Origin of the sequence: Schaalia sp. JY-X169, assembly GCF_014069575.1 — a bacterium.
In the GTDB taxonomy this organism is placed as follows: Bacteria; Actinomycetota; Actinomycetes; order Actinomycetales; family Actinomycetaceae; genus Scrofimicrobium.
This window is the reverse complement of sequence record NZ_CP059675.1, coordinates 564,407-579,075: the sequence shown is the minus strand read 5'-3', so window position 1 is coordinate 579,075 and position 14,669 is coordinate 564,407. Positions and strand designations below refer to the sequence as shown.

The following is a 14,669-nucleotide window of genomic DNA, read 5'->3' as shown; positions in this document are numbered from 1 at the left end:
CTACTTCTGATCGAGTGCCAGGTGCTTCTTGACTGCGTGTCCCAGCAGTTCGGCAATCCCGTCAGCCTGGAGCTGGGTCGGAGCCTCAACCATGACGCGTACCAGGGGTTCCGTACCGGAAGGCCGCATGAGGACGCGTCCCGTATCACCAAGTAGACGTTCAACGTAACTGACCGTCTCAACAACTTCTGGGTGATCAAGGCCGTTGCGATCCACACCCGAGACGTTGACCAGAGTCTGCGGAAGACGCGGAATGTCGGCTACGAGCGTTGCCAGAGACTTCCCGGACAGCTTCACCATCCTTGCGATCAGCATCGAAGTAAGGACGCCGTCCCCGGTTGTTGCGTACTCAGAGGCAATGACGTGGCCCGACTGTTCACCACCAAGTGAGAATCCGCCGGCGCGCATTGCCTCGAGGACGTAGCGGTCTCCAACCGGGCTCTGCACAATACTGATCCCCTCGGCCTCCATTGCCTTCACCAGGCCCAAGTTCGACATGACAGTAACGACCAGGGTGTCCTCGTGCAGCTTCCCCTCACTGCGCATTGACCGGGCAAGCGCGCCCATGATCTTGTCACCATCGATGAGGCTTCCAGACCCATCAACTGCCAGGCACCTGTCTGCATCCCCGTCAAAGGCAACGCCAAAGTCCGCTCGGGAAGCAACGGTGGCAGCCTGCAGCTGCTCTGGATGCGTGGAACCACAGTTGTCGTTAATGTTGCGACCATCCGGTGAAGCGTTGATGACAACGACGTCCGCACCGCTACGGCGCAAGGCTTCCGGCCCAAACACCGAGGCCGCGCCATTCGCACAATCCACCGCGATACGTAGGCCGGAGAGGTCTGTACCGCAAGACTCAACGAGGTGGTCAACGTAGCTCTTCTCAGCCAGGTCGTCGTCATACCACACCTCACCCACGGCAGCACCCGTCGGACGTTGCCACGGTTTCTCCAAAAGAGCCTCGATCTCATCTTCAATCGAGTCTTCCAGTTTGAAACCGCCGCGGGCAAAGAACTTGATGCCGTTGTCCGGCATGGGGTTGTGTGAAGCAGAAATCATCACGCCGAGGTCGATTCCCTCTTCAGTTGCAGTCACGTGCGCCACCGCGGGTGTCGGAACAACGCCAACGCGAACCACATCCATACCGGCTGCGGCTAGGCCTGCAGCCAGAGCGTGATCAAGGAACTCCCCCGAGATTCGGGTGTCACGACCGATGATTGCACGTGGCCTGCGGGAACCGCGGGACTTCTTATCGGTACCACCAATTCGACGGGCTGCCGCCTCACCCAGTGCTAACGCAAGTTCTGCGGTGATATCTCGGTTAGCGAGGCCACGAACCCCGTCGGTACCGAATAGTCTGCCCATCATCTACCTCTAATCTCTGTTCCTTGCGCAACCCGCTCTTGCGAACACACATCCCTAAGTATAAGAACCTCCGCCACATCTGTGACGGAGGTTCTTATTGTATTTGCGTTGGTCGGCGTTTGATTTGCCGATTTAGCGCTTCGAGTACTGCGGTGCCTTACGGGCCTTCTTCAGGCCGGCCTTCTTGCGCTCAACTGCACGAGCGTCACGTGTAAGGAACCCTGCCTTCTTCAGAGCGGCGCGGTTCGCATCACGATCAATCTCATTCAGCGCGCGGGAAACACCCAGACGAAGAGCACCGGCCTGACCCGAGGGGCCACCACCATGGATACGTGCTACAACGTCAAAGCGACCTTCAAGATCAAGCAGCGCGAACGGGGAGTTCACCAACTGCTGGTGCAACTTGTTCGGGAAGTAGTTGTCCAGGGTGCGACCGTTGATGGTCCACTCTCCGGTGCCTGGAATCAGGCGAACGCGAGCAACTGCTTCCTTACGACGACCGAGGCCAGCGCCCGGTGCCGTGATCGAAGCGCCTGCCCCAGGGGCAGATTCTTCGGATTCTGATGTATACGAACTGGGAGCAACTTCCTCATCCAGTTCCAAAACTTCGGTGGTCTCAGCCACGGTTCTCCTAAAAGTGTGTGCCGTCAGCGCCCGAACTACTGGGCGACCTGCTTCAGCTCGTACGGGATGGGCATCTGGGCTGCGTGGGGGTGCTCTCCACCCGCATATACATGCAGCTTCTTGATCTGCTGGCGGCCCAGCGAGTTGTGGGGAATCATGCCCCACACGGCCTTCTCAATCACGCGCTCAGGGTTCTTGTCCATGAGTGTGCGGTAGGAAACCGTCTTGAGCCCACCCGGGAAACCGGAGTGGCTGTAGGCCTTCTTCTGATCCAGCTTCTTGCCGGTCAGAACAACCTTGTCAGCATTGATCACGATGACGTAATCGCCCATATCAGCGTTAGGGGCGAACGTCGGCTTGTGCTTGCCACGCAGCAGCGTGGCAACCTGGGCAGAGAGACGTCCGAGGACGGCATCGTTTGCATCGATGACGTACCACTTCTTGTCCGCATCTCCAGGTTTCGGTGAGTAGGTGCGCACCTGTCTAGCCTTCAATTCTCTTCGTTCGGAACAGGGGCTCTCACAGTCAGCGGGCAGCCGGAGTCCCTATTCACTTCAAAAGTCACTGTTGCGCAGCGCCGACATAAGGCCGAGTTTCACGGCGCGTCGGGCATATCAAACGAGTGGGAGGTGTTCAATACGCAGACCACACAACAGAGCTGAGTCTATCGACCCGGATTCCCTCCGGTCAAAGGACCCGCGGAATTGTGCTGGACTCCTCAGTCATCTGGGCTGAGCCCGTCAGACTCTCAGTGATCTGGGCTTGGTCCGTCCGCCCATCCCGAATGGTCAGCACTCCGTACAGTCTTCCAGCGTGCGCAGTGTCCTTGCCCGCCGCGACTGCTCTGACCACTCGCGTTCCGGGGGGTAGGCAACCCCCATCAGGGTCAATCCACGTGCCGGTGCGACTGGAACCCCGTGGCCTCGAGTGGGGTTGTCGACTAGGGCCCTCATCCAGTCTTCGTCGCGCGCACCCCTTCCAACCTCGACCAGCGCACCCACCAAGGATCGCACCATTGAGTGACAGAAGGCATCGGCAGAAACGTCAATGGTTAGTTCTCCGTCCTCGCCCTCGGCCACTTCGAGGTGACGCAGGGTGCGGATTGTGGTCGCACCTTCGCGGGGCCTACAGAATGAAAGAAAGTCGTGCTCACCTAAGAGGACGATGGCTGCGTTGTTCATGGCTGTGACGTCAAGATCGTTGTAGGGAACCCACCAGCGAGCGTTCCTTGTCAGAGGGTCGCGGCTCTGCGGGGAAGCGCTGAGAAGATAACGATACTGACGACCCGTCGCCGAGAATCGTGCGTCAAAGGTGTCGGGCACAACGGCAACCGTGGTGACCACGATGTCGGCCTCCCCCTTTATCAAGGTCCCGCGCGCCACGGAACCACCTGAAATGAGAGGGCGCCAGAGAGCCGAGTAAGAGGAAGCAAGAATCCCGTTGATGCGGTCTCGAAGTTTCTGCGGATCGCCCTCGAACTGATTCACATCGCAGTGAGCCACCTGGTGTTTGGCATGAACACCAGAATCGGTACGGCCCGCTACGGTCAGTGAAATGGGCCGGCGCAAAATCGTCGTCAGTGCGCGTTCCAGTTCGCCCTGAACGGTTCTCAAGCCGTCCTGCTTAGCCCAACCATGCAGGTTTGAGCCGTCGTAGCAAAGATCGAACCGCAACCTTTGCTGCGGAACGGATCCTACTTCGCCGAGCTCTTGCCGCGGAATGAACCCTGCCTCGTCAGGCTCTTGCCGCGGAACGGATCCCGCTTCGCTAGGTCCTCTCACCGGTGCGCTCCAGTCAGATCCCAGGCCCTCACTCCCCCGAAGATTCCGGCCTCGTTACGCACAAACACGATGTTCTCGGGCAGTGGATTTCGGGGTGACATGATGATTCTTGAGGCGTTGCCACCACCAATGTAGAGCCGGTCCCACATGTAGACGGGAACGAACCCTTCAATGACACGGCGCACCCTGCGTGACCAGTGCGCATCCCCAAGACGGAGGCGTTCATGCTCGCCAAGGTAGTCGTCGAATGTCAGCCCCCAACGCACGAGGCCCTGGGACAGTTCCGCGTGGGGAGAAAGTGCTCCGGAATCAAAGATTGCGTTGCCCAAACCCGTTCCTAGGGTGATGATCATTTCGAGGCCGGTCCCAGTAATCACGCCGGCGCCCGCAACCTCCGCATCGTTGAGAACGATGGTGGGGAGGTCAAAAGTATCCTCAATGGCGGCCTTCATATCGAAGTTGCGCCAGGCATCCTTCAGTTCTGGCACCACCTTGGAACGGGGCCCATCCTTGGTTATGTAGTGGGGCGTTGCGATGACACGCCCGTGGCGGATCATCCCCGGCATCCCAACGGTAACGCGGTCGGCACGGGGTAGTTCAGCGGCGATCAAAGATATCGTCTCGACAAGGACCCTCGGGGGCATGGGGTAGGGGGCGCGCTTCCGCACGGGATTCGCAATGACAGTGGCGAACTCGTCGGCAACCGAACCTTTGATGCCACCACCACCGCAATCGATGCACAGGGTGAGGGGACCAGAACTAGACATGATACAAACTTACCCGCAAGTCGCCGTGACCACATTGCAGCCGGCGGCATCCGCCCCCATACCGCGGCTCCACCGCCGCTGCGCTGGCCCTCGCTCCGTCGCTGCTGCGCTGGCCCTCGTCCTCCTGCGCCACCCGCGTCCTCGTCCCCCTGCGCGACTCCGCGGTCCCCTCCTGGCCCCTCGGCCCCCCGCACCACCCCCTCCGCCGCCGCACCCCGCCGCCGCACCTCCGACCCCTCGGCCGGGCGCATCCGCCACTAACTACACTCTTGTGGCTCAAAAAACCCCGAAATCCCCGCAGATTCCTGCCACTTCAGTGCAGTTAGCGGAAATGCCTGCCGCCCCAGCCTACTCCCCCCTCGTCCCCCCGTGCTCCCGGTCCCCCGCAGGTCGGAAAAGCGACTCAGACTGCAACCAGATGCGACCTCCGCGGGACCGAGGCGCCTAGATGGGGCCGAACTCAAGTGATCGCGGGTTGCCAGGCTGTTTCGAGTCGGTGGGTTGTTGTTTGCTCGTTGTTGAGGTTGGTTCCGACGCTGCCCGGTGTCATAAGGGAGCGGGTTGCGCCTTACGGAGCGGGTTTGGTCCGCATAACCGTGTGATTTTAGGGAAAATGCGGCTAAACTCGCTCCGTAAGGCGCAACCGGCCCCGTATGGCGTAACAGTCATAGCTCCGCATCTCCCACCCCAAGACCACAGGCAGTCTCACGCACACGGGGCTTTGACGAGTTGAGAGGTGGACGCCGCCAAATGTATACGTGGGGATGAGACGTGCCTCTCGGGTACGTACCCCAGACGATCATTTCGCCCCCACGTATACATTTCACGGAAGGCTGGGCGTTGAGGAAGGCTGGGCGTCGAGGAAGGCTGGGCGTCGCGGGCGTCGGGGAGGTTGGGGTTGGGCCGAGGCCGACGCGCTGCGCGGCGGCGCAGACACAAAGAAGCCACCCCGGAGATCCATAGCGGATACGGGATGGCTTCCTAGTGAAACGACTTACTTGGTGTCGTCCTCGTCGGAGGTCTCGTCAGCAACCTCTTCGGCCTCAACGGCCTCTTCGGCTTCTTCGAGAACTTCCTCAACCTCTTCAACCACAGGTTCGGCAACGGCAGCAGCCGCAACCTTTTCTGCAGTCTTGACGGTTGCCTTCTTGACGACAGGCTCAAGGACAATCTCAATCACGCACATCGGGGCGTTGTCACCCTTGCGGTTACCGATACGGGTAATCCGGGTATAGCCGCCATTGCGCTCTGGATCGAGTTCCGGTGCGATGACATCGAACAGCTCGTAAACGGCATCGCGATCAGTGATCTTGCGCGATACGACGCGGCGATCGTGGATGGTGCCGCTCTTCGCCTTCGTGACAAGCTTTTCGAAGTATGGCTGGAGGGTTTTGGCCTTGGCTTCAGTTGTCTTCAACGAGCGGTTGAAGATTAGCTGAGACGAAAGGTTAGCAAGAATCTTCCGCTGATGTGACGCGCTAGCGCCGAGCCGGGGGCCCTTCTTCGGAGTGGGCATGAATGCTCCTGGATAACTTAGGTTGGATCAGAAAAGTTGGTTGGGCTATAAGCCCAGGTCATCGCTGAAGATTGACTCTCCGGATTCGCCACCCTCACCGGGCAGAGGTGAATCCTTCAAAGCCATTCCCAGAGTCGCAAGGGACTCCTTGATCTCTTCAATCGACTTGGTGCCGAAGTTGCGGATGTCAAGCAGGTCGGCCTCGCTGTGTGCCACCAACTCACCAACGGTGAGGATGCCACGACGACGCAGCGCGTTGTACGAGCGTGACTGCAGGTTCAGGCTTTCGATCGGCAGCGCTAGGTCCGCAGCGAGAGTCTCGTCAGTGGCAGCAACGCCAATTTCGATTCCCTCTGCTTCAACATTCAAGTCACGTGCCAAACCGAAGAGCTCAACCAGTGTCTTCCCTGCAGATGCAACAGCATCGCGAGGAGCAATGGACGGCTTTGTCTCCACGTCGAGGACGAGGCGGTCAAAGTCGGTACGTTGCTCAACACGTGTTGCTTCCACGCGGTAGGTCACCTTCAGCACCGGAGAGTAGATCGAGTCCACCGGGATCTCGTCGTACGTAGCGTCGAAGTGCTTGTTCTGAGCAGCCGGAACGTAGCCACGGCCACGCTCCACAGTCAGCTCAGCCTCCAACTTCCCATTCTCGTTGAGCGTCGCAATAACGAGATCCGGGTTGTGGATCTCCACGCCAGCGGGAGGTGTGATGTCAGATGCTAGGACGACACCGGGGCCTGACTTGCGCAGGTACATAACGACAGGCTCGTCGTTGTCCGAAGCCAACACCAGAGCCTTGATGCTCAGAATGATCTCAGCAACATCTTCCTTTACGCCCTCGATCGTCTCGAATTCGTGCGGAACACCTTCGATACGAAGCGATGTGACTGCAGCGCCCGGAATAGAGGACAGCAGAGTACGGCGCAAAGAGTTACCAAGCGTGTAGCCAAAACCAGGCTCCAGAGGCTCAAGGGTGAAGCGTGAACGGTTATCAGAAATGACTTCTTCAGTCAGGATTGGTCGCTGTGCAATGAGCACGTTGATTCCTTTCTTCCCGGTGCCCGCTATATGACACCGAGGGCGGATCCGCCCCACCGGGCGGGAAATAACCTGTGAAATATGCGCTTGGGCGAGCTCTTACCCGCCCAAGCAGAAGTCAATTAGCCGCGTCGACGCTTAGGAGGACGGCAACCATTGAAAGCCTGCGGTGTGACATCCTGAATGGTGCCAACCTCAAGACCAGCGGCCTGCAGCGAACGGATAGCTGTCTCGCGTCCAGAGCCGGGGCCCTTCACGAAGACATCAACCTTCTTCATGCCCTGTTCCTGCGCACGTCGAGCAGCAGCTTCTGCAGCCAGCTGCGCCGCAAATGGTGTCGATTTACGCGACCCCTTGAAGCCGACCTGACCCGAAGAGCACTGAGCAATGACAGCGCCTGTGGTATCGGTGATCGAAATGATCGTGTTGTTGAAAGTCGAACGGATATGAGCTTGGCCGTTCGTTACATTGCGCCGTTCTTTCCGTCGCGGCTTACGCGAGGTTGTGGCGCGGGTCTTCTGTGCCATATTCCCTACCTACCCGTCTACTTCTTCTTACCGGCGACCGTACGCTTCGGACCCTTACGGGTGCGAGCGTTAGTCTTTGTGCGCTGGCCGCGAACCGGAAGGCCACGACGGTGACGCATGCCCTGGTAGCTGCCGATTTCGATCTTGCGACGGATATCCGCCTGGACCTCACGTCGTAGATCGCCCTCCACCTCAAAGTGGGTCTCGATGTACTGACGCAGGGCAACCATGTCTTCTTCTGTGGCGTCCTTTACGCGCAGGTCGGGGCTAATACCCGTGGCCTGCAGCGTCTCTTTAGAACGGGTGCGTCCAATGCCATAAATGTAGGTAAGCGCAACCTCAAGCCGCTTGTCGCGGGGGAGGTCGACGCCGGCGATACGTGCCATGTTCCTCTATGCTCCATTGTTTTCGAAGGTCTTGCCTTCCCTACTGACGCTGTCCTTTCAGACTGCCGCCAGCCTCGGCCTCCGAACCGAGGGTCCAGGACATCCGTCCTGTTCGGGAGAGCTTTTCCGATACCACCCGAATCTCTTCGGGCGCCTATCTGACTGGTGTCAGCCCTGGCGCTGCTTGTGGCGGGGGTTCTCGCAAATCACCATGACGGTGCCGTGGCGACGAATCACCTTGCACTTGTCACAGATCCGCTTGACGCTTGGTTTTACTTTCATTGCTGTTCCTTTGTTGCAAGTCGCAACTGTCGAGGCCGTCTACGAGGATCCCTTGCGTTCCCCACGAAGATTAACCAACCGAACCTTACTTGTAGCGGTAGACAATCCGTCCACGTGACAAGTCATACGGGCTTAGTTCAACAACCACGCGGTCGTCAGGCAGAATTCGGATGTAGTGCTGCCGCATCTTGCCTGAGATGTGTGCGAGCACGATGTGTCCGTTTTCAAGTTCGACACGAAACATCGCATTTGGGAGCGCCTCAACGACACTGCCCTCGACTTCGATTACGCCGTCCTTTTTTGCCATATATTCCGCTGGTCCTTACGCTTAGCCAGTGGCACCCGAAATGAGTATGCCCGACTGTTTAGCCTAGTGCAGACTTAGTTGTTGACAAAGGGCCAGCAGCAGGTAGTTATGGAACTCACGAAAACTTCTGCTAGACGAAGCTGCGAATCGGCGTAATCCCAAATGGGGCTAGGCCTGCGGCTCCAGCATCGGGAGCAGTCAGCACGGAAATTCCGTGTTTACCGATTGCCACGGTATGTTCCCAGTGAGCGGCATCAGTACCCTCGACTGTGACAACAGTCCACTCGTCATCGAGGACGGCCGAGGTCGAGTCCCCTGCAATAACCATCGGCTCAATACAAATCGCCATCCCGGCGACCAGCTTGCCGCTCCTACCTCGGGTCCGATAGTTGTAGACCGTCGGGTCTTCATGCAGGTGGGTGCCGATTCCATGACCCGTGTAACCTTCGATAATCTCGGGGGACCACCCTTGATCGGCCTGGATCGCTGCGCCCTCGGCTTCCACGAAGTCCTCGATAGCCGCGGCAACGTCATTGGTCCGCTTTGCTGTGGCTGCTGCTGCAATACCAGCCCACATAGATCCCCGGGTTACGGAAGAGAGTGTGCGGCGCCGCGACAAAGTCACCGGGCTCACTCCGCCAACTTCCCCCTCAGGATGAATCCCCTGTGCGAACTGAGCATCCGGAATGTGAGTGTCTCCAACGACCACCGTGACTGCAGCGTCACCATGCCACTTCTTGCCAGCACGAACCACGTATGCACCGCAGTCGTATGACACGATATCGCCGAGCTCAAGTGCGCGCTGCCCTGGAATACCGTGCACGACCTCGTCATTAACTGAGATGCACACCGTCGCAGGAAACCCCTGATAGTGAAGAAAGTTGGGCTTTGCGCCCGCATCGGCTACAACTTTTGCTACAACCTGGTCGAGCTGAGCGGTCGTAACCCCGGGTTTCGTCGCATCAATGAGGGCCCGATGGATGGCCGCTACAACCAGACCTGCTTCACGCATGTACTCAAGTTCGGTTGGCGACTTGATGGTTGGACGTTCCACTACTTGCAGAGACCTTTGTCTTTCAGCACTGCCATGATGGCGTCATGGACGCCTTCACGATCTTGGTTTGCATCGATGACTTCGAGGAGGTCTTGATCTGCGTAATAGGTAGCGATTGGCTCCGTTAGCTCGTGGTAGTCCTTGAGCCGCTGAATGAAAACATCAACTTTGTCGTCACTGCGGTGTTCCACACCAGCCCGGTTCTGAAGGCGTTCTACTACAACGCCCTCGGGGGCCTCCAGTTCGAGGACGATGTCGAGCTTCACCCCCCGACTTGCAAGCAAGTCACGTAAGGCGTGTGCCTGATCCAAGTTGCGAGGGAAGCCATCGAGGATGAAACCGCCCTCGACGTCCGGAGCTGAAAGTCGAGCGTCCACCATGGGTACCGTTATCGAATCAGGAACGAACTTACCCTTAGAAATATAGGAGTCAGCGAGTCGACCTAACTCAGTGCCGTCCTCGATGTTGCTTCTGAAGATCTGCCCCGTCGAAATTGTCGGAACGCCCAGGCACTCCGCAAGCCAGACAGCCTGGGTCCCCTTCCCAACGGCGGGCGGACCGAGCAGGATCATCGCGGTCATTTCAAGAATCCCTCATAGTGGTGCTGTTGTAGTTGAGAGTTTACTTCCTTGACGGTCTGCAGGCCGACACCAACCATGATCAATAGGGTCGTTCCGCCAAATGGCATCTGGTTCGGACCGAGGTTCAGCGGGATCATGACGATCGAAGGCAGAATCGCAACAATCACCAGGTAGATCGACCCGACAGTGGTGATGCGGTTGATGACGTAACGCAGGTAGTCAGCGGTGGGCTTGCCTGCCCTGTACCCAGGAATGAAACCGCCGTAACGCTTCATATTGTCAGAGACTTCATCAGGGTTGAAGGTAATGGAGGTGTAGAAGAAGGCAAACGCCAGGATCAGCACAGCATTCGTCAACATGTACCAACCGCTCTGATGAGAGAAGTTGCGTCCAATCCACTGCACCCAGCCAGACGCGGGATCTCCAAACTGAGCAATCAACGGCGGTAGGCCCAGGATCGAAGTCGAGAAGATAACTGGGATGACGCCAGCCATGTTGATCTTCAGTGGGATGTAGGTGGTGGTCCCGCCGTAAGTGCGCCGACCGACCATTCGCTTGGCGTACTGAACGGGGATTCGCCTCTGCGCTTGTTCAACGTAAACGACCGCAACCGTTACTGCCAAGATGATCACCAGAATGGCCAAGACGGTCAGCCAGCCCCTGGTCATTCCGATGTCCCACAGCTGCATGGGCATAGTTGCCACGATCGAAGTGAAGATCAGCAGGGACATTCCGTTGCCGACTCCGCGTTCCGTGATCAGTTCGCCGAACCACATGATGACGGACGTCCCCGCGGTCATAACCACAACCATGAATAGGTAGGTCGCGAATGTTGCATTCGGTATGATTTCATTGGGGCAGTTGGGGAACATCTGCCCGGACGCTGCCATTGTGATCATCGTTGTCGACTGCAAGATCGCCAGGAAGATTGTCAGATAGCGGGTGTACTGAGTCAGCTTTGACTGTCCCGACTGTCCCTCAAGATGTAGATCCTGCAACCTTGGCACTGCGACCCTGAGAACCTGGATGATGATCGACGCCGTAATGTACGGCATGATGCCGAGGGCGAAGATGGACAGCTGCATCAAAGCGCCGCCCGAGAACAGGTTGAACATGTCGAGCACAGAAGTTGATTCCTGCTGGGCGAGACACGCATTTACGTTCGAAGCCGACACTCCCGGTGTGGGAATAAAGGTTCCAAGGCGGTACAGAGCCATGATTAGCAACGAAAAGAGAATCTTTCGTCGCAGATCAGGCGTACGGAATGCCTGTGCGAAAGCCTTGAACACACTTCCTCCAAACCCCGGGGGGCATTAGCCATCTGGACAAGCTTTGAGACTAGCCCAGACTACTTCCTAAGTCGGGTTGCGGTGCCCACATTTGATGAGCAAGCACAAATTTGATGTAAGAAAAAGGGAGGGCACCGAGTCTCGGCACCCTCCACTCTTACTAGCGAGCGGAGATTGAGCCGCCCGCCTCCTTGATTTTCGCTTCTGCCGAAGCCGACCACTTGTCGACCTCAACTTCCAGTGCCACTGTGATTTCACCGCCACCGAGAACCTTGACCGGCTCTCCCTTACGTACAAGACGCTTGGCGACAAGATCCTCAACCGTGACTGAGCCACCCTCAGGGTAAGCATCAGCCAGAGTGTCCAGATTTACAACCTGGTACTCGACACGGAAGGGGTTTGTGAACCCACGCAGTTTCGGAAGACGCATGTGGATGGGCATCTGGCCACCCTCGAATCCGAGGGGAACCTGATAGCGTGCCTTAGTTCCCTTGGTGCCGCGACCCGCGGTCTTACCCTTGGAACCTTCACCACGACCCACACGGGTGCGATCCTTCTTGGCACCGGGTGCGGGAGCCAAGTGATGTAGCCTCAACACCTCGCCCTCGGCGGGCAGATTGGCGTTCTTCTTGTTAGTAGCCATACCTACTTCGCCTCCTCTACTTCTACCAGGTGCTTGATTGTCTGAATTTGGCCTCGAACAACCGCGGTGTCCTCACGGACAGTCTTTTGACCAATCTTCTTCAGACCCAGGGACTTCGCGGACTCGCGGATGTTCTCCTTCTGGCCTGAAAGTGACTTCTTCAGAGTGATTTCGACCTTCGCCATCAGTTGCTCACCCCCGCTGCTGCCTTGTCTGCTTCAGCGGCTTCCGCCGCTGCCTTCTTATCAGCAACACCTTCTGCACGTGCACGAAGCATTGCTGCCGGTGCTACACGCTCCAGTGGGAGGCCACGACGAGCAGCCACTGCCTCAGGCTCATCAAGCTGCTTGAGCGCTGCAACTGTTGCACGCACGATGTTGATTGCGTTTGAAGATCCAAGTGACTTCGTCAGCACATCGTGAATGCCAGCGCATTCCAGTACTGCGCGAACAGGACCGCCGGCGATTACACCGGTTCCCGGAGAGGCAGGACGCAACATTACTACGCCCGCTGCATCTTCACCTTGAACCTTGTGGGGAATCGACCTGCGAATCATGGGAACGCGGAAGAAGCTCTTCTTTGCTTCCTCAACACCCTTGGCAATAGCCGCTGGAACTTCCTTGGCCTTGCCGTAACCGATCCCGACCATACCTTCGCCATCGCCGACAACGACGAGGGCGGTGAAGGAAAAGCGTCGGCCACCCTTCACAACCTTAGACACACGGTTGATAGCGACAACGCGCTCCAGATACTGATTGCGATCTTGTTCACGACGGTTGTCGCGACGGTCACCACCGCGGCCACCACGACCACGGCCCTGGCCTTGACCCTGACCTGCCCCATCGCGGCTCTGGCGCGCGGAACTGTCCTGATCGTTACTACCTCGCTGCTGTGCAGCCATCAGATACTCTCTCTTCCTTTTCTCGCGCCTACAGCTTCAGGCCGCCCTCGCGGGCGCCTTCCGCTACTGCCGCAACTCGGCCGTGGTAGACGTTGCCACCGCGGTCAAATACGACTTCTTCAATGCCGGCCTCTTTGGCACGCTGAGCGATGAGCTCACCGACCTTACGAGCCTTGTCCGTCTTCTTCGCATCGTCACTGCGCAGCTCTGGCTCCATGGTGGACGCCCACACTACGGTGTTGCCCTCAGTGTCGTTGACAACCTGGGCGAACATGTGACGGTTCGAGCGGGTGACGACCAGCCGAGGACGACTGGCGGTGCCATTGACCTTCTGACGCACACGCTGGTGGCGGCGCTTACGAGCAATAACCTTGCCCTTACCTTTGACCGCGTAAGCCATCACTTACCCGCCTTTCCGACCTTGCGACGTACGACTTCGCCTTCGTAGCGAATACCCTTGCCTTTGTAAGGCTCTGGTTTGCGCAGCTTGCGTATGTTCGCCGCGACTTCGCCTACCTGCTGCTTGTCGATTCCGCTCACCACGACCTTGGTCTGTGAAGGGACCGCAAGTTCAATACCGGCTTCTGGTTCCACCGTGATCGAGTGCGAGTACCCAAGCGCAAACTCGACATTCGCGCCCTTCTGAGTTGCACGGTAACCGGTACCGACAATCTCAAGTGTCTTCGAGTACCCGTTGGTGACACCCTCCACCATGTTCGCGACGAGGGTCCGGTACAGGCCGTGCAATGCGCGCGCCTCACGGGTATCCACGGGGCGCTCAAGAACAACCTCGCCACCCTCAACCTTCGCGGTGATGGGGGCACGCAGTTCCTGAGTGAGAGTCCCCTTCGGGCCCACAACGGTGACGACGTTTCCGTCAATCTTTACTTCTACACCGGCGGGAATAACCACCGGCTGCTTACCGATACGTGACATTCGCTCTTCCCTTACCAGACGTAGGCGACAACTTCGCCGCCCACGGCTTTGTCGGCCGCCTGGCGATCTGTCAGCAATCCGGACGAGGTCGAAAGAATCGCCACGCCTAGACCACCGCGGACCTGCGGGAGGTTTGTGGACTTCGCGTATACACGCAGCCCCGGCTTGGAAATGCGCCGCAGGCCGGTGATGGCCCTTTCGCGCTTGTTTCCGTACTTCAGGCTGAGTACCAGAGTCTTGCCCACACGGGCATCCTCAACAGAAATCGCCTTGATGTAGCCCTCACTGAGGAGAATCTGCGCAATGGCATTCTTCAGTTTGGAGTACGGCATCGACACAGACTCATGGTGAGCCTGGTTCGCGTTGCGCAGACGCGTTAGCATGTCTGCGATTGGATCAGTCATTGTCATTTTGGGGCGGACCCCTTCCTCGACGCGGTTTCCGCTATCGGGCGTAATGCCCGTAGACCTACGTCGTAAGTGTTACCAGCTGCTCTTCGTTACGCCCGGGAGGTCACCCTTAAGGGCGAGTTCACGCAGGCAGATGCGGCACAGGCCGAACTTACGGTAGACCGACTTGGGTCGACCGCAACGGTTGCACCGGGTGTAGGCACGCACAGCAAACTTGGGCTTGCGGCTAGCCTTGATTTTCAGCGATGTTTTTGCCATC

Annotated in this window: 21 protein-coding genes; all 21 read right to left on the bottom strand. The window is 58.1% G+C overall.

Annotated features, from left to right (window positions below; genetic code table 11):
* Positions 1-1,365 carry a phosphoglucosamine mutase gene (glmM, locus tag H2O65_RS02590; RefSeq protein ID WP_182142052.1) on the bottom strand — a complete coding sequence of 455 codons (1,365 nt, stop codon included), beginning with the start codon at positions 1,363-1,365 and terminating at the stop codon, positions 1-3.
* 132 nt (positions 1,366-1,497) lie between these two features.
* Positions 1,498-1,989, bottom strand: a complete 492-nt coding sequence (gene rpsI, locus H2O65_RS02585; RefSeq protein ID WP_182142051.1) for a 30S ribosomal protein S9 — start codon at positions 1,987-1,989, stop codon at positions 1,498-1,500.
* Between the two features lie 35 nt (positions 1,990-2,024).
* On the bottom strand, positions 2,025-2,468 hold the full coding sequence (gene rplM, locus H2O65_RS02580; RefSeq protein WP_182142050.1) for a 50S ribosomal protein L13: 444 nt from the start codon (positions 2,466-2,468) through the stop codon (positions 2,025-2,027).
* A gap of 309 nt (positions 2,469-2,777) precedes the next feature.
* Positions 2,778-3,710: a tRNA pseudouridine synthase A gene (locus H2O65_RS02575; RefSeq protein WP_182142618.1), complete on the bottom strand. Its 933-nt coding sequence runs from the start codon at positions 3,708-3,710 to the stop codon at positions 2,778-2,780.
* A gap of 56 nt (positions 3,711-3,766) precedes the next feature.
* Positions 3,767-4,537, bottom strand: coding sequence for an ROK family protein (locus H2O65_RS02570; RefSeq protein ID WP_182142049.1), 771 nt, complete (start codon positions 4,535-4,537; stop codon positions 3,767-3,769).
* Positions 4,538-5,531: 994 nt separating this feature from the next.
* A complete protein-coding gene (gene rplQ, locus H2O65_RS02565) occupies positions 5,532-6,053 on the bottom strand; it encodes a 50S ribosomal protein L17 (RefSeq protein ID WP_182142048.1) in 522 nt (173 codons plus the stop codon).
* 45 nt (positions 6,054-6,098) lie between these two features.
* On the bottom strand, positions 6,099-7,094 hold the full coding sequence (locus tag H2O65_RS02560; RefSeq protein ID WP_182142047.1) for a DNA-directed RNA polymerase subunit alpha: 996 nt from the start codon (positions 7,092-7,094) through the stop codon (positions 6,099-6,101).
* Positions 7,095-7,216: 122 nt separating this feature from the next.
* On the bottom strand, positions 7,217-7,621 hold the full coding sequence (rpsK, locus tag H2O65_RS02555; protein ID WP_182142046.1) for a 30S ribosomal protein S11: 405 nt from the start codon (positions 7,619-7,621) through the stop codon (positions 7,217-7,219).
* A 17-nt stretch (positions 7,622-7,638) separates the two neighbouring features.
* Positions 7,639-8,007, bottom strand: coding sequence for a 30S ribosomal protein S13 (gene rpsM / locus H2O65_RS02550; protein WP_182142045.1), 369 nt, complete (start codon positions 8,005-8,007; stop codon positions 7,639-7,641).
* Positions 8,008-8,175: 168 nt separating this feature from the next.
* Entirely contained in the window at positions 8,176-8,289 is a 114-nt protein-coding gene (gene rpmJ / locus H2O65_RS02545; RefSeq protein ID WP_182142044.1) for a 50S ribosomal protein L36, read from the bottom strand.
* 85 nt (positions 8,290-8,374) lie between these two features.
* A complete protein-coding gene (gene infA / locus H2O65_RS02540; RefSeq protein ID WP_182142043.1) occupies positions 8,375-8,596 on the bottom strand; it encodes a translation initiation factor IF-1 in 222 nt (73 codons plus the stop codon).
* Between the two features lie 130 nt (positions 8,597-8,726).
* The gene (locus H2O65_RS02535; protein WP_259349561.1) at positions 8,727-9,650 is read right to left on the bottom strand and encodes a M24 family metallopeptidase; all 924 of its coding nucleotides are present in this window, start codon (positions 9,648-9,650) and stop codon (positions 8,727-8,729) included.
* On the bottom strand, positions 9,650-10,231 hold the full coding sequence (locus H2O65_RS02530) for an adenylate kinase (protein ID WP_182142042.1): 582 nt from the start codon (positions 10,229-10,231) through the stop codon (positions 9,650-9,652). The genes H2O65_RS02535 and H2O65_RS02530 overlap by 1 nt, the downstream gene beginning before the upstream one ends.
* Positions 10,228-11,520 (bottom strand): preprotein translocase subunit SecY, encoded by a 1,293-nt coding sequence (secY, locus tag H2O65_RS02525; protein ID WP_182142041.1) that lies wholly within the window; start codon positions 11,518-11,520, stop codon positions 10,228-10,230. The genes H2O65_RS02530 and secY overlap by 4 nt, the downstream gene beginning before the upstream one ends.
* Before the next feature lie 160 nt (positions 11,521-11,680).
* The gene (gene rplO / locus H2O65_RS02520; protein WP_182142040.1) at positions 11,681-12,163 is read right to left on the bottom strand and encodes a 50S ribosomal protein L15; all 483 of its coding nucleotides are present in this window, start codon (positions 12,161-12,163) and stop codon (positions 11,681-11,683) included.
* A gap of 2 nt (positions 12,164-12,165) precedes the next feature.
* Complete coding sequence (gene rpmD, locus H2O65_RS02515; protein ID WP_182142039.1) at positions 12,166-12,348, bottom strand: 50S ribosomal protein L30; 183 nt, start codon at positions 12,346-12,348, stop codon at positions 12,166-12,168.
* Positions 12,348-13,064 (bottom strand): 30S ribosomal protein S5, encoded by a 717-nt coding sequence (gene rpsE, locus H2O65_RS02510; protein WP_182142038.1) that lies wholly within the window; start codon positions 13,062-13,064, stop codon positions 12,348-12,350. Before rpsE ends, rpmD begins: the two co-directional genes overlap by 1 nt.
* A gap of 28 nt (positions 13,065-13,092) precedes the next feature.
* Positions 13,093-13,464 (bottom strand): 50S ribosomal protein L18, encoded by a 372-nt coding sequence (rplR, locus tag H2O65_RS02505; RefSeq protein ID WP_182142037.1) that lies wholly within the window; start codon positions 13,462-13,464, stop codon positions 13,093-13,095.
* Positions 13,464-14,000, bottom strand: a complete 537-nt coding sequence (gene rplF / locus H2O65_RS02500; protein ID WP_182142036.1) for a 50S ribosomal protein L6 — start codon at positions 13,998-14,000, stop codon at positions 13,464-13,466. Before rplF ends, rplR begins: the two co-directional genes overlap by 1 nt.
* Before the next feature lie 11 nt (positions 14,001-14,011).
* Entirely contained in the window at positions 14,012-14,410 is a 399-nt protein-coding gene (rpsH, locus tag H2O65_RS02495; RefSeq protein ID WP_182142035.1) for a 30S ribosomal protein S8, read from the bottom strand.
* A gap of 72 nt (positions 14,411-14,482) precedes the next feature.
* Positions 14,483-14,668 (bottom strand): type Z 30S ribosomal protein S14, encoded by a 186-nt coding sequence (locus H2O65_RS02490; RefSeq protein WP_182142034.1) that lies wholly within the window; start codon positions 14,666-14,668, stop codon positions 14,483-14,485.
* Position 14,669 lies beyond the last annotated feature (1 nt).

Coding starts and splice junctions, on each gene's coding strand:
- glmM (WP_182142052.1), bottom strand. CDS start 1,365: ATGGGCAGACTATTCGGTACCGACGGGGTTCGTGGCCTCGCTAACCGA.
- H2O65_RS02570 (WP_182142049.1), bottom strand. CDS start 4,537: ATGTCTAGTTCTGGTCCCCTCACCCTGTGCATCGATTGCGGTGGTGGT.
- rplQ (WP_182142048.1), bottom strand. CDS start 6,053: ATGCCCACTCCGAAGAAGGGCCCCCGGCTCGGCGCTAGCGCGTCACAT.
- rpsK (WP_182142046.1), bottom strand. CDS start 7,621: ATGGCACAGAAGACCCGCGCCACAACCTCGCGTAAGCCGCGACGGAAA.
- rpsM (WP_182142045.1), bottom strand. CDS start 8,007: ATGGCACGTATCGCCGGCGTCGACCTCCCCCGCGACAAGCGGCTTGAG.
- rpmJ (WP_182142044.1), bottom strand. CDS start 8,289: ATGAAAGTAAAACCAAGCGTCAAGCGGATCTGTGACAAGTGCAAGGTG.
- infA (WP_182142043.1), bottom strand. CDS start 8,596: ATGGCAAAAAAGGACGGCGTAATCGAAGTCGAGGGCAGTGTCGTTGAG.
- H2O65_RS02530 (WP_182142042.1), bottom strand. CDS start 10,231: ATGACCGCGATGATCCTGCTCGGTCCGCCCGCCGTTGGGAAGGGGACC.
- rplO (WP_182142040.1), bottom strand. CDS start 12,163: ATGGCTACTAACAAGAAGAACGCCAATCTGCCCGCCGAGGGCGAGGTG.
- rpmD (WP_182142039.1), bottom strand. CDS start 12,348: ATGGCGAAGGTCGAAATCACTCTGAAGAAGTCACTTTCAGGCCAGAAG.
- rpsE (WP_182142038.1), bottom strand. CDS start 13,064: ATGGCTGCACAGCAGCGAGGTAGTAACGATCAGGACAGTTCCGCGCGC.
- rplR (WP_182142037.1), bottom strand. CDS start 13,464: ATGGCTTACGCGGTCAAAGGTAAGGGCAAGGTTATTGCTCGTAAGCGC.
- rplF (WP_182142036.1), bottom strand. CDS start 14,000: ATGTCACGTATCGGTAAGCAGCCGGTGGTTATTCCCGCCGGTGTAGAA.
- rpsH (WP_182142035.1), bottom strand. CDS start 14,410: ATGACAATGACTGATCCAATCGCAGACATGCTAACGCGTCTGCGCAAC.
- H2O65_RS02490 (WP_182142034.1), bottom strand. CDS start 14,668: ATGGCAAAAACATCGCTGAAAATCAAGGCTAGCCGCAAGCCCAAGTTT.